Annotated in this window: 10 protein-coding genes; 3 read left to right on the plus strand and 7 right to left on the minus strand. The window is 63.7% G+C overall.

Annotated features, from left to right (window positions below):
* Positions 1-7 precede the first annotated feature (7 nt).
* Positions 8-1,765: an arginine--tRNA ligase gene (argS, locus tag FJW06_RS05640; protein ID WP_140749218.1), complete on the minus strand. Its 1,758-nt coding sequence runs from the start codon at positions 1,763-1,765 to the stop codon at positions 8-10.
* A 61-nt stretch (positions 1,766-1,826) separates the two neighbouring features.
* The gene (locus FJW06_RS05645) at positions 1,827-3,056 is read right to left on the minus strand and encodes a deoxyguanosinetriphosphate triphosphohydrolase (protein ID WP_140749220.1); all 1,230 of its coding nucleotides are present in this window, start codon (positions 3,054-3,056) and stop codon (positions 1,827-1,829) included.
* A gap of 70 nt (positions 3,057-3,126) precedes the next feature.
* On the opposite strand from FJW06_RS05645, the gene erpA reads away from it, so the two are divergent.
* The 3 genes from erpA (at position 3,127) to FJW06_RS05660 (ending at position 4,774) form a co-directional block, all read left to right on the plus strand.
* On the plus strand, positions 3,127-3,474 hold the full coding sequence (gene erpA, locus FJW06_RS05650; protein WP_140749223.1) for an iron-sulfur cluster insertion protein ErpA: 348 nt from the start codon (positions 3,127-3,129) through the stop codon (positions 3,472-3,474).
* A gap of 160 nt (positions 3,475-3,634) precedes the next feature.
* The gene (xth, locus tag FJW06_RS05655) at positions 3,635-4,429 is read left to right on the plus strand and encodes an exodeoxyribonuclease III (protein ID WP_140749226.1); all 795 of its coding nucleotides are present in this window, start codon (positions 3,635-3,637) and stop codon (positions 4,427-4,429) included.
* A 63-nt stretch (positions 4,430-4,492) separates the two neighbouring features.
* Positions 4,493-4,774, plus strand: a complete 282-nt coding sequence (locus FJW06_RS05660) for a hypothetical protein (RefSeq protein ID WP_140749229.1) — start codon at positions 4,493-4,495, stop codon at positions 4,772-4,774.
* 143 nt (positions 4,775-4,917) lie between these two features.
* Here the strand turns inward: FJW06_RS05660 and FJW06_RS05665 are convergent, their stop codons facing one another.
* The 5 genes from FJW06_RS05665 to FJW06_RS05685 form a co-directional block, all read right to left on the minus strand.
* On the minus strand, positions 4,918-5,745 hold the full coding sequence (locus tag FJW06_RS05665; RefSeq protein WP_041004130.1) for a tetratricopeptide repeat protein: 828 nt from the start codon (positions 5,743-5,745) through the stop codon (positions 4,918-4,920).
* Complete coding sequence (ilvD, locus tag FJW06_RS05670) at positions 5,732-7,456, minus strand: dihydroxy-acid dehydratase (protein WP_140749841.1); 1,725 nt, start codon at positions 7,454-7,456, stop codon at positions 5,732-5,734. Before ilvD ends, FJW06_RS05665 begins: the two co-directional genes overlap by 14 nt.
* Before the next feature lie 288 nt (positions 7,457-7,744).
* Positions 7,745-8,989: an OmpP1/FadL family transporter gene (locus FJW06_RS05675; protein WP_140749232.1), complete on the minus strand. Its 1,245-nt coding sequence runs from the start codon at positions 8,987-8,989 to the stop codon at positions 7,745-7,747.
* A gap of 361 nt (positions 8,990-9,350) precedes the next feature.
* Positions 9,351-12,134: a valine--tRNA ligase gene (locus FJW06_RS05680; RefSeq protein ID WP_140749235.1), complete on the minus strand. Its 2,784-nt coding sequence runs from the start codon at positions 12,132-12,134 to the stop codon at positions 9,351-9,353.
* A 205-nt stretch (positions 12,135-12,339) separates the two neighbouring features.
* Positions 12,340-13,185, minus strand: a complete 846-nt coding sequence (locus FJW06_RS05685) for a PopZ family protein (protein WP_140749238.1) — start codon at positions 13,183-13,185, stop codon at positions 12,340-12,342.
* Between the last annotated feature and the right edge of the window lie 138 nt (positions 13,186-13,323).

The raw sequence follows: 13,323 nt of genomic DNA on the forward strand, positions 1-13,323 counted from the left end.
GTTAAACCTAACGCATTTCGATGGGCGCGTCTGCCCCGATAAGCGTCAGGCCGGAGGTCAAGACATCCGAAACAGCCTGCACCAGCCCTAGTCTGGCATAGGTTGATTCTCGGTCGTTAACCTTAACAAAACGTAAGTCCGGATTATCGTTGCCGCGATTCCACTGCGCATGGAACCCGGAAGCGAGATCATAGAGGTAGAATGCGAGCCGGTGCGGCTCCAGCGAAAGCGCCGCGGACTCAATCAGCCGCGGATATTCAGCCAGCTTCCGGATCAGCGCGATTTCGCCTTCGTCGGCCAGCGCAGCCACCGAGGCTGCGAGCCGGTTGCGATCGAAGTTCGCCTCGCCGAGCTGCTCGCTCGCCTGCCTGAAGACGGAATGGCAGCGCGCCGATGCATACTGCACATAGAACACCGGATTGTCCTTCGACTGCTCCGTGACCTTGGCGAAGTCGAAATCGAGCTGTGCGTCATTCTTGCGGTAAAGCATCATGAAGCGGATCGGGTCGCGACCGACCTCTTCCACGACCTCGCGCAGAGTGATGAAATCGCCGGACCGCTTCGACATCCGGACCGGCTCGCCGTCGCGGAACAGTTTTACGAGCTGGCAAAGCAGCACGGTGAGCTTGACCTTATCGCCGGCAACCGCCCGGGCCAGCGCCTCGAGCCGCTTCACATAGCCGCCATGGTCGGCGCCGAGCACATAGATAAGGTCGACGAAGTCGCGCTCGACCTTGTCCTTGAGATAGGCGACGTCGGCGGCGAAATAGGTGAACGAGCCGTCGGACTTGACCAGCGCCCGGTCCATGTCGTCGCCGACCGCGGTCGACCGGAACAGCGTCTGCTCGCGGTCTTCCCAGTCGTCCGGCTTCTCGCCTTTCGGCGGCGGCAGCTTGCCCTTGTAGATGTGCCCCTTGATCGTCAGGTCGGCGATCGCCGCGCGGATCCTCTTGGCATTGTCGGCATGCAGCGTGCGCTCGGAGAAGAACACATCGTGATGCACGTTGAGCAGCGCCAGATCCTCGCGGATCATCGCCATCATCGCGTCGACGGTGCGATCCTTGACGATCGCCAGCGCCTCGTCTTCCGGCATCTCCAGCAGGCCGAGGCCGAACTCCTCGGCCAGTGCCTTGCCGACGGGGACCAGATAGTCGCCCGGATAAAGCCCGGGCGGGATCTCGCCGATGGCTTCGCCAAGCGCCTCGCGATAGCGCAGGAACGCCGAGCGGCCGAGCACGTCGATCTGCGAGCCAGCGTCGTTGATGACATATTCCTTGGTCACGTCGTAGCCGGCGAAGGCCATCAGATTGGCAAGCGTGTCGCCGACCACGGCGCCGCGGCAATGGCCGACATGCATGGGGCCGGTCGGGTTGGCCGAGACATACTCGACATTGGCTTTGCGGCCGCCGCCGATGGTCGAGCGCCCGTAATTGCGCCCCTCGCCAAGCAGCGTCGCCAGATGCGCGTGCCAGAATGCGTCCTTGAGCCGGAGATTGACGAAGCCAGGCCCGGCGATCTCGGCCGAGGCGATATCGGCATCGCTCCGCAGCGCTTCGGCGAGCTTCTCGGCAAGCGCGCGCGGGTTCTGGCCGGTGGGCTTGGCCAGCACCATCGCCGCGTTGGTGGCGAGGTCGCCATGGCTGGCGTCGCGCGGAGGCTCGACCGCGATACGCGACAGGTCCAGCGCGGCCCCCTCCTTGTCCTTGAGGTCAAGGGCTTCGACGGCCTTTACGATCCGCGCGTTGAAATCGGCGAAGATATTCATTGGAAGTGCTCTGGGCTTTAAGAGGCGACCGGCCCAACGGCCGGCAAAATCGAGGCTCGCCCTAGCCCAAATCGGGCGTATGGTCAAACAGACGCCGATGTTCCTTCAAGGCATAGGTGTCGGTCATGCCGGCCAGGAAGTCGGCGACGCTGCGTGCCTTGATGCGATCCTCGGCCCGGTCGAGCCCTTCGCGCCAGCCATCCGGCATGGCGCGCGGATCGGCGAAATAGACGTCGAACAGCTCCCGCACGATGCGCTCGGCATCGGCCCGCACCCGCATCACTTCCGGGTGACGGTAAAGATGCTTGTAGAGGAAGGCCTTCAATTCCTTCTCGGCCGCGGCCATGCCTGCCGTAAACGTCACCAGCGTCTCGCCCGCCGCGCGCACCGCATCGGCGCTGTCCGGCTTGAGGCGCTCGATATTGGCGGTGGTCGACGCGATGACATCCTCGACCATCAAGGTGATCTGGCGGCGCATCAGCTCGTGGCCGGTGCGGACATCGTCGAGCTGAGGATATCTGGCGCGCACGCCCTTCAGGATCGAGCCCGGCAGGCCGATCTCTCCCAACATCTCCAGCGTCAGCAGGCCGGCGCGCAGACCGTCGTCTATGTCGTGGGTGTTGTAGGCGATGTCGTCGGCGATCGCCGCGCATTGCGCCTCGATGCCGGCGAAGCAATCGAGCTCGAGGTCGTGCAGCTCGGAATAGTCGCGGATCGCTTGCGGCACCGGACCCTTGAGCCCCTTCCCGCCCGCGTCGGTCAGGGGGCCGTTGTGCTTGACCAGCCCCTCCAGCGTTTCCCAGGTGAGGTTCAGCCCGTCGAATTCGGCATAGCGCCGCTCAAGCCTTGTCACCACGCGCAGCGACTGAGCGTTGTGATCGAAACCGCCCCAGGCGGCCATCTTCTCGTTGAGCGCGTCCTCGCCTGTATGGCCGAAGGGCGTGTGGCCGAAATCGTGGACAAGAGCCACGGCCTCGGCGAGGTCCTCGTCGCCGCGCAATGCCCGCGCCAGCGCGCGGGCGATCTGTGCCACCTCGATCGAATGCGTCAGCCGGGTGCGGTAGTGATCGCCCTCATGCGCGACGAAAACCTGGGTCTTGTGCTTCAGCCGGCGAAAGGCGGTGGAGTGGATGATGCGGTCGCGGTCGCGCTGGAACGCCGTGCGGGTCGGGCTCTCGGCCTCCCGGAACAGGCGGCCGCGCGAGCGCGCCGGATCGCTCGCATAGGCCGCGCGCGGCCGATAGCCGAACCCGATCTCGCCGAGAGCATCCTTGCCCTGCCGCTCGTCCATTGACCCACCAGTTGACTCAGGCCCGCCCGCTTCATACCTATCATCTGAAACCGAAAGCAAGGTGACGCCAATGGGCGCGGATGCCAAGACTGCCATGAAGGTCGAAATGACCGACGCCGCGGCAAAGCGGATCGCCAGGATCGTCGCAGGAGATCCGGGCAAGACTGCTCTGCGCGTCTCCGTCGAAGGCGGCGGCTGTTCCGGCTTTTCCTACAAGTTCGACCTCGTCGGCGACCGCAACGATGACGATGTCGCCATCGAGAAGGACGGCGCGACCATCCTGATTGACGACCTGTCCCTGGTCTATATGGGTGGCTCGGTGATCGACTTCGTTGACGATTTGATGGGCCAGTCCTTCCAGATCAGGAACCCGAACGCGGTCGCCTCCTGCGGCTGCGGCACCAGCTTCTCCATCTGATCGACCGAACGTCGCAAGCCTGTGACCGATGCGAACGGGTAGCGCGTGGCTGTCCCCGGCCATTGGCAGGAATGCGAATGGACGGCCTTTCTAAAGGTCAGCGCAGGCAATACGATCCGCTTCGTCGAACGCCTTCCGTCCGAACCGCATCGAGGCCTGCATGAAGATCGTCACCTGGAACATCAACGGCGTTCGCGCCCGCATCGGCAACCTCACCCACTGGCTGACCGAAAGCGCGCCGGACATCGTCTGCCTGCAGGAGATCAAGACTGTTGACGAGCAGTTCCCGCGCGCCGAGATCGAGGCGCTGGGCTATAATGTCGAGACCAACGGCCAGAAGAGCTTCAACGGCGTTGCGATCCTGTCGAAGCTTCCTTTCGACGAGATCAATCGCGGCCTGCCGGGCGACGATGCGGATGACCATGCCCGCTTCATCGAAGGCGTGTTTTCCACCGACCAGGGCGCCCTGCGCGTCGCCTCGCTCTATCTGCCCAACGGCAATCCGGTCGACGACGAACGGAAGTTTTCCTACAAGCTCGCCTGGATGGAGCGGCTGGAGCGCTGGGCGGAAGAGCGCCTGCGTCTCGAGGAGGCGCTGGTGCTGGCCGGCGACTACAACGTCATTCCCGAACCCGCCGATGCCCGCTTTCCCGAAAACTGGCTGCGCGACGCGCTGTTCCAGCCGCAGACGAGGCAGGCCTTCCGCCGGTTGAAGAATCTCGGCTTCACCGAGGCGGTGCGCTCCGTGACCGACTCGGCCGGCGTCTACACCTTTTGGGATTATCAAGCCGGCGCCTGGCAGAAGAACAACGGCATCCGCATCGACCACCTGCTGCTGTCGCCGGAAGCCGCCAACCGCTTCTCGTCGGCCTCGGTGGAAAAGCACGTGCGCGCCTGGGAGAAGCCTTCCGACCACGTGCCGGTCGCCATCGAGCTCAGCCTGAAGCCGGCCTGAGACGGTTCTGGACCAGATATCGCCACAAATCCGGTTTTTGATACGGATTGCTGTGGGGGTTGAATGGCGATCCGATTTCTTTTCCGGCCGGTCGGCCTTGCTTTGGCGCTTGCCGCGCCGACGCCGTCGCTGGCAGCGCCGGCCTGCTTGGCCAACGGCAAGTCCTTCAACGTCGGCCAGACGGCGTGCCTGACGCTGGATGGCGAAAGCCACCTCGCCCGCTGCGAGATGGTTCTCAACAACACGTCTTGGACGAAGATCAAGGATGAATGTCCGGGAGACGCGCCAAAACCGCACCCGACATCGATCTCGACCCCGGCGCCGACGGAGCCGACCGACAACTGAGGCGCCGTCGATCTCCCCCTTGCAGGGAGTTCGGACAACCCGGCATGTCTTGGCGTCGTCCTCGGCCTTGTGTTGGCCCTCGCCTATAAACCCATGTGGGATTGCCCTGCCCTCAAAGGGGGCGAGATTACACTGCGCGACGCTTACTGGTCGCCATTGTTGCCCTTGGTCAGGATATCGTCGGCGAGCGAGATCGCCGTCCGCCGGTCGGCCTCGCCGGCCGCTGCGAAAGCCTCTTCCTGCATGCTGCGGATCCAGGGCTGGTCGGCCGCCGGAGCCCGCTCGAGCGCGGCCGTCATCATCGCCAGGCCGCGTACGATCTTGCCGCTCTGGAACAGGAGATTGCCGAGCGTCGCCTGCGCGCCGGCATGGCCCTTCTCGGCCGCCAGTTGCAGCCAGCGGCCAGCCTGCTTGACGCTGGCCTTCACGCCGCCCTCGCCCTTGAGGAACATGCGACCGATCTCGAACTGGGCGTTCGGATTGCGGTAGTTGGCGGCGGCGCGCATGTAGTATTCCTGAGCCGCGACGTCGTTCTCCTCGACCGGCGTGCCGGGAATGCCCTTGCGCAGATAGTCGCCGAGCGCCACCAGCGCGTCCGACACATAGCTTTCTTCCGGCGAGCCGGGCTCGACATCCTGATCGACGATTTCCGAGAAGAACTTGAAGGCGGCATAGTCGTCGCGCGTCACGCCGTCGCCCTCGGCATACATGCGCGCAAGCTTCCAGGTGGCGCCGATCTGGCCGTTTTCGGCGGCATATTTATAGGCCTCGACCGCCTGGTCCTTGTGGCCGCTCTTGTAGGCGGAGAAGCCGAACTGGAACACCGCCCACGGGCTCGACTGCGGCTTCACGCCGGTCTTGTCGTCGAACACCTTGTCATCGAAGGCCATGGCCTGCCCGACGGCGCCCAAGGTCGCTAGCGCGACCAGTGCCGAAAAGACAGACGACCTCAACACCTCAGATGTCCGCATAGCAGTGCGTTTCTTCTGCTGCACCCGGATGGGTCACCGCGCCGTCGCGGGCCGACCCTACCGTTTGCGCATATTTCCAGATCGCGCCGGACTGATAGTCGGTCTTACGCGCCTTCCATTTCTTTGCTCGGGCTGCCAGCTCCGCATCCGACAGGGCCACTTCGATCGTGCCATTCACGGCGTCGATCGAGATCACGTCGCCGTCCTTGATCAGCCCGATCGGTCCGCCGACCGCCGCTTCCGGCCCGACATGGCCGACGCAGAAGCCGCGCGTGGCGCCGGAGAAGCGCCCGTCGGTGATCAGCGCCACCTTGCCGCCCATGCCCTGGCCGTAGAGCGCCGCCGTCGTCGACAGCATCTCGCGCATGCCTGGACCGCCGCGCGGCCCCTCATAGCGGATGACGAGAACCTCGCCTTCCCGGTAGTTGCGCTGCGTGACCGCTTCGAAGCACTCCTCTTCCGAATCGAAGCAGCGCGCCGGACCTGAGAATTTCAGTTCCGACATGCCCGCGACCTTCACGATCGCGCCTTCCGGAGCAAGGTTGCCCTTCAAGCCCACAACGCCGCCTGTCTTGGTGATTGGCCGATTGGCGGGACGCACAACATCCTGGCTCTCATTCCAGGAAACGTGCTCCATATTTTCGGCCAAAGTGCGGCCGGTGACCGTCATGCAGTCGCCATGCAGATAGCCATGGTCAAGCAGCGTCTTCATCAGGAGCGGAATGCCGCCGGCCTCGAACATGTCCTTGGCGACATATTTGCCGCCGGGCTTGAGGTCGGCGATATAAGGCGTCTTCTCGAAGATCGCCGCCACGTCGAAAAGATCGAACTTGATGCCGGCCTCATGCGCGATCGCCGGCAAATGCAGCGCCGCATTGGTCGAGCCGCCGGTGGCCGACACCACGGTCGCCGCGTTCTCCAGCGCCTTGCGCGTGATGATGTCGCGCGGCCGGATGTTCTTGGCGATCAGTTCCATGACCTTTTCGCCCGAGGCGAAATTGAAGCGGTCGCGCATTTCGTAGGGCGCCGGCGCGCCGCAGGAATAGGGCAGCGCCAGGCCGATCGCCTCGGCGACTGTGGCCATGGTGTTGGCGGTGAACTGGGCGCCGCAGGAACCGGCGGAAGGACAGGCCGCCTGCTCGATCTCGAGCAGCTCGGCATCGCTGATCGTGCCGACCGAGTGCTGGCCGACAGCCTCGAACACGTCCTGCACGGTGATCTGCCGGCCGCGGTAGCTGCCGGGCAGGATCGAGCCGCCATAGATGAAGATCGACGGCACGTTGAGGCGCACCATCGCCATCATCATGCCGGGCAGCGACTTGTCGCAGCCGGCGAGCCCGACAAGGGCATCGTAGCAATGGCCGCGCATGGTGAGCTCGACCGAATCGGCGATCACCTCGCGCGACACGAGCGACGACTTCATGCCCTGATGGCCCATGGCGATGCCGTCGGTCACGGTGATGGTGCAGAACTCGCGCGGCGTCCCGTTGGCGGCCGCCACGCCCTTCTTCACCACCTGCGCCTGGCGCATCAGCGAGATGTTGCACGGCGCCGCCTCGTTCCAGCAGCTGGCGACGCCGACCAAAGGCTGCGCGATCTCTGCCGCCGACAGGCCCATGGCATAGAGATACGAACGATGCGGCGCCCGCGCCGGACCTTCGGTCACGTAGCGGCTGGGCAGCTTGGCCTTGGAGATTGCCTTGGCGTCCATCATCGTCCTTGCCGCACACCCCGCGGCCGGTCCCATCGCCGGGCCAACCTGGCACGCATCCCGAGACCTATCTCGGGTGCTCCGGGTTTATGGCGGGAAATGGGCAGTTCCCTCTGTCCGACTTCTACAGCAGGGGTTGTTCAGAAAGTGTTGCCGAAACGTCACAATCGGATGGGACAACGGTTGCGCGGCGAATCTGCAACAGGCGGGGGGCGAACAAGTTCTGCAGCCAATCGGACAACAAAAAGGCCGGGCAATGCCCGGCCTTTTTGTTGAATTTTTAGAAACTTAGAACTTGATCTTGAGGCCGCCAGAAATCGCCGTGACCAGATCGTTGCCGAAGTCATAGCTGGCATCGGTGCCGGCCTGGAAGCCGTCCGGGCCATTCACTATCCCTGAATGGCCACTGGTCATCACGCCGATTGCCCCAGCAAGGCGAACCTCGATATTCGGCTGCGGCGTGTAGGCAACCCCGCCGCCAAGGGTCCAGGTGTCAGTCTGTGCCCCGTAGCCATGCGAAGTGCCACGATCCCAGGTGAGCTGGGTGGCGGCGCTCCACTGGTCATTGAATTTATGTCCAATACCACCTGACACGGTCCAACCGTCTCGGTACATCAGGTCAAGCGAGGTCACCTGTTGCGAGCCAGAAAGCGGACCACCAGTAAAACAGTCCGAAGTAGCAGTTCCGACATAGCAGATCGGAACGCTCTGCAAGACACTCCAGTTGACCCATTTGATCGAACCGAAGGCCAGCCAACCAGGCGCAATGCCCGATTGCAATTTCAACTCGACCGAGTCCGGCATGTGCTGCGTAGCACCGTAGATCGGATTAGCACCTCCAAGTATGGCCGGCAGCGTGAGCGTGCCGGAGATGTTGTCGAGCTTAACCTGTGAATTGTAGACCAAGCTCGCGCGGAGGGCGATCTCAGGGATTTCGTAGGCAACGCCCGCGCGCCAACCCCAGCCACTAGCCTCCAGGTCGACACGGCCCGTCAAGGCCGGGAGGAGATTAACCAGGCTCTCCTTGAAGCCCGAGATATCCTGATAGAACACGCCACCGATAAAGCGGAGCTGACCCTTGCCGGCATCAAACTTATAGGAGCAGGTAGCGGCATAGTTATCGCTCTTGATATCGGTTTCTATGTTGGAAAATGCTCCGCTCCACGTGCTACCCGGCGCGGTATGTGCGCCCCAAGGCTGAGAATAGTCGAACATGCAGTCGACGCCTTGGACAACCTGGGCCTTGACGCCGATGCGCGGCACCCAATAAGGCTCCGCGCCATCGGCCGAGGTGCTGAAGCCGAGAGGACTGAGGTCGGCGCCTCCCGGACCACGCGCATTCTTATACTTGCGATCCGGCATCACATAGGTCGCTTCGGCTTCCGTCGCGACCGGCGCAGGGTCGAAAAGCAGATCGATGTCGTAGCCGCCGCGCTCCAGGCCGCCGGCATGCGCGGGATGCAGCGCGGCGCCGATCAGGATGATCGAAAAGCAGCCTGCCCCCGCCAGAGCTTTGAGCCGCAAAATGTTCATGGAAATCCCTCCCCGAAATACAAGTGGCTCAAGCTAGAACCAATTCGGGTTAACGACGCAACAACGTTTTCAAGAGCTGTACACGTACGTCTTGACAGCACGTATTTTTGCCATGGTGACTGGCGCCGCAATCGGCGCTGAAATCGCGCCGACAGGCGCCTAAGGTTTCATAAATCCGCGAAACCGACCCAAAACAGGGCAAAAACAGCCAATTTCACGGCTTTCGATCCCCATTGTTACATTATGGCAACAATGGGGCGCAAACTTTCCGTTTACGTCAAAATTAACGTAGCGGAACGCCCATTTTCGAGGCAGCTAACGTGCCGGAGAGCACCTCCGGAGCGATGCCGAATCTAGGCTATCAACCGGCGTCGCGGACCCTCGCCAAAGCCACCGAAAGTTTCTCCTGCGCCTCGCGATATTCGGCGAGTTTCTCGCGCTCGGCCTCGACCACCTCTTCCGGGGCGTTGGCAACGAACTTCTCGTTCGAGAGCTTCTTGTGCAGGCGCGCGATCTCCTCGGTCACCTTGGCCAGTTCCTTCTGCAGCCGCGCGGCCTCGGCCCGGAGGTCAATCAGGCTGCCGAGCGGCAGGCTTACCGTCGCCTCGTTGAGCACGATCTGGGCCGAGCCTTTCGGCGGCGCGTCGGCGAGCGCGATATCGCCGACGCGCGCCAGCCGCTTGATCGCCTGGGCGTGGCGCTCTAGCCGCTCCTGCGTCAGCGTGTTGGCGCCGATCACCATCAGCGGCGCGATCGCCGCCGGCGGCACGTTCATTTCCGAACGCACCGACCTGATGCCCGAGACGAGATCGACCAGCCAGTTGATGTCGGCGGCGGCCTCCTCGTCCTCGAAGTCGGGCGACGGCCAGGCGGCGTGGCAAAGCAGCGAGGAGCGCTGCTTGCCCTCGCCCGCGGTCTGCGCCCACAGCTCCTCGGTCATGAACGGCATCATCGGATGGAGCAGCTTGTAGATCTCGTCCAGCACGAAGGCGACGCAGGCCCGGCTCTCGGCCGTGGCAGCTTCGTCCGTGCCCATGAACACCGGCTTCAACAGTTCCAGGTACCAATCGCAGAACAGGTTCCAGACGAAGCGATAGGCAGCAGTCGCCGCCTCATTGAACCGGTAGCTGGTGATGCCTTCGGTGACCGCGCGCGCCGCCCGCGTCAGCTCCGTCAGGATCCAGCGATTAACCGGCAGTTTGGCGTCGTTCAGCCAGAAATCGTCGGCGCGCGCGACTTCGTTCATCTCGGCGAAGCGCGTCGCGTTCCACAGCTTGGTGCCGAAATTGCGGTAGCCGGCGATGCGCGCCGGATCGAGCTTCACGTCGCGCCCTTGAGCCGCCATCACGGTCAGCGTGAAACGCAGCGCGTCGGCGCCGTACTCGTCGATCAGGTCGAGCGGATCGATGACGTTGCCTTTCGACTTCGACATCTTGGCGCCGTTCTTGTCGCGCACCAGCGCATGCACATAGACGGTGTGGAACGGCTCCTCGTCCATGAAGTGCAGGCCCATCATCATCATGCGGGCGACCCAGAAGAAGATGATGTCGAAGCCGGTCACCAGCACGTCGGTCTGGTAATAGGTCTTGAGCTCCGGCGTCTGGTCAGGCCAACCAAGCGTCGAGAAGGGCCACAACGCAGACGAGAACCAGGTGTCGAGCACGTCCTCGTCGCGGGTCAGTATCTCGCCGGGCTGGAAGTTCTCGAGCTTGTCCTCGACCCAGGCCTTCCACGGCCCTTCCAGCGCAAGGTAGTATTCGACCGCCGCGGCTAGCGCCTCTTCCTCTGTTTTCTCGACGAAGACATGCCCGTCCGGCCCGTACCAGGCCGGGATCTGGTGACCCCACCACAGCTGGCGCGAGATGCACCAGGGCTGGATGTTCTCCATCCAGTCGAAATAGGTCTTTTCCCAGTTCTTTGGCACGAAGTTGGTGCGCCCCTCGCGCACCGAGGCGATCGCCGGCTTGGCGAGCTCGGCGGCGTTGACATACCACTGGTCGGTCAGGAACGGCTCGATCGGCACGCCGCCGCGGTCGCCATGCGGCACGGTGTGGCGATGCGGATCGACCTTCTCCAGAAAGCCGCCTGCTTCCATCAACTCGACGATCTTCTTGCGGGCAGCGAAGCGATCGAGCCCGTCGAGCTCGTCCCAGACGGCCTGGCGCTCCGGCGTGACATCAAGGCCGGCGAGGAAGTCCTCATTGTCCTTCAGCTTGATGGCCGCTTCGACGGTCAGGATGTTGATCGCCGGTAATTTATGGCGCTTGCCGACCTCGAAGTCGTTGAAGTCGTGCGCCGGCGTGATCTTGACCGCGCCGGAGCCCTTCTCCGGATCGGAATATTCATCCGCGACAATGGGGATTTTGCGGCCCACGATCGGCAGCACGACGTTGCGGCCGACCAGGTCGGCGAAGCGCTCGTCATCCGGGTGCACAGCCACCGCCGTGTCGCCGAGCATCGTCTCGGGACGCGTCGTGGCGACCGTGATGAAGGTCTTCGGGTTCTCCGGGTCGAACGCCTCGCCTTCGATCGGATAGCGGAAGTGCCAGAGATTGCCGTTCACCTCGTGCTGCTCGACCTCAAGGTCGGAAATGGCTGTGAGCAGCTTCGGGTCCCAGTTCACAAGGCGCTTGTCCTTGTAGATGAGGCCTTCCTTGTAGAGCGTGACGAAGACCTCCAGCACGGCCTCGGACAGGCCCTCGTCCATCGTAAAGCGTTCGCGCGACCAGTCGGCCGAGGCGCCGAGGCGCCTCAATTGGTTGAAGATCGCGCCGCCGGATTCGGCCTTCCACTCCCAGACTTTCTCGATGAACTCTTCACGCGTCAGATCGCGGCGGTGAATCTGCTTTTCCATGAGCTGGCGCTCGACCACCATCTGCGTGGCGATGCCGGCGTGATCCATGCCGGGCTGCCAAAGCACATTCTTGCCGCGCATGCGCTCGAAGCGCACGAGAATGTCCTGCAGCGTGTTGTTGAGCGCATGGCCCATATGCAGCGAGCCGGTGACGTTCGGCGGCGGAATGACGATGGTGAAGGCTTCCGCCCCTTCCTCCGCGCCGGCGCCCGCCCGGAAGGCGTCGGCCTCTTCCCAGATTTTGGCGATCTTCGGCTCGACGGTTTTCGCGTCGTAGGTCTTTTCAAGCATGGAGGAAGTCCGAACTGTCGGGAACAAGCGTCCGGTGTAAATCGGAAGGTCTTGGCCGAGTCAACCGCGAGAACTGCGATCGCTCTCTGAGATAGGCCTGCCGCGGCCAGCGGCAATACCGGAACAACGGCACATGCACGCGGGTAGCCTCAAACGAAAGCGCCGCCCCAAGGGGCGACGCTTCAAGCCTGCGTGTTCCGGCGACTTACTGCGCCCCGCGCGCCACGCGCTCGATCTCCTCGCGCACCAGTCTTTCGACCAGCGTCGGCAGATTGTTGTCGAGCCAATCCTGCAGCATTGGCCGCAGCATCTCCTCGGCCATCTCGTCGAAGCTCTTCTTGCCGCGGCTGGCAAAAGCGTCGGAAAGCTCGCCGAAGGCCGCGGCGACCTGCCGGCCCGTATGCTCGGAAACGATCGCGGGCCGGGCCGGCTGCGCCTCCGGTTCGGATCCGCGGGGGCCGCCGGTTTGCGCGGAAGCTTCCGCCGCCGGCCGAACCTCTTCCTTTTCGGCCTCGACCTTCTCGATCTCGACCCGCGGCGCGGCTTCCGGCGCCCGGGCGGTCGGCTTCGCGGTGACCGTGCTGCCGCCCGCCGCCGCGATTTCCCGCCGCCAATCGGTGACAATGGTCTCCGCGGTCTGCGGCGCGTTTGCCGCGACGGGCTTGCTGGCGGCCGGCGACACGCTCGGCTGAGCAGCGCTGCGGGCCCCGACCTCCGACAAGGTCGTCGGCGTGGGCGTCGCCCTGACCGGCTCATGGCGAGTCTCGGCACGCGCCGGCGCGGGATCGGTCGCGGCAAGCTGGGCTTGGATCTCCGCCAGAGTCACCGGCTTGCGGGCATCGGCGTGCAATTCGGAGCGAAAGGCGTCAACCTCGACATTCGGCGCGGCCGCGGGGGGCACGGCAATGGCGGCCGGCTCCAGGTCCTGGCGCAGTTCGCCGGCCTCGGCCGGCTGCTTGCGCCCGGTGTCGCTGTCTTCGATTATCCTCCGGATGGAAGCCAATATCTCTTCCATGGAAGGTTCGCGCTGCGCGCTGCTTGCCGTTGCCATCGTCACATCCGCCGCCCTAGTGACTTGTCCAAAGAACCAGGCCTGTCCGAGAACTTGACCCGTTCAAGGATTCCGTTCCTGCCCGGACCGGAATTCGAATCAATGGAGACAGCGTAACCGACCGATCGTCATCCGAGA

Source organism: Mesorhizobium sp. B4-1-3, assembly GCF_006439355.1.
Classification (GTDB): domain Bacteria; phylum Pseudomonadota; class Alphaproteobacteria; order Rhizobiales; family Rhizobiaceae; genus Mesorhizobium.

Excerpts from the sequence above, each read along its gene's own strand:
- argS (WP_140749218.1), bottom strand. The coding sequence starts at position 1,765 with ATGAATATCTTCGCCGATTTCAACGCGCGGATCGTAAAGGCCGTCGAA.
- FJW06_RS05645 (WP_140749220.1), bottom strand. The coding sequence starts at position 3,056 with ATGGACGAGCGGCAGGGCAAGGATGCTCTCGGCGAGATCGGGTTCGGC.
- erpA (WP_140749223.1), top strand. The coding sequence starts at position 3,127 with ATGGGCGCGGATGCCAAGACTGCCATGAAGGTCGAAATGACCGACGCC.
- xth (WP_140749226.1), top strand. The coding sequence starts at position 3,635 with ATGAAGATCGTCACCTGGAACATCAACGGCGTTCGCGCCCGCATCGGC.
- FJW06_RS05660 (WP_140749229.1), top strand. The coding sequence starts at position 4,493 with ATGGCGATCCGATTTCTTTTCCGGCCGGTCGGCCTTGCTTTGGCGCTT.
- FJW06_RS05665 (WP_041004130.1), bottom strand. The coding sequence starts at position 5,745 with ATGCGGACATCTGAGGTGTTGAGGTCGTCTGTCTTTTCGGCACTGGTC.
- ilvD (WP_140749841.1), bottom strand. The coding sequence starts at position 7,456 with ATGGACGCCAAGGCAATCTCCAAGGCCAAGCTGCCCAGCCGCTACGTG.
- FJW06_RS05675 (WP_140749232.1), bottom strand. The coding sequence starts at position 8,989 with ATGAACATTTTGCGGCTCAAAGCTCTGGCGGGGGCAGGCTGCTTTTCG.
- FJW06_RS05680 (WP_140749235.1), bottom strand. The coding sequence starts at position 12,134 with ATGCTTGAAAAGACCTACGACGCGAAAACCGTCGAGCCGAAGATCGCC.
- FJW06_RS05685 (WP_140749238.1), bottom strand. The coding sequence starts at position 13,185 with ATGGCAACGGCAAGCAGCGCGCAGCGCGAACCTTCCATGGAAGAGATA.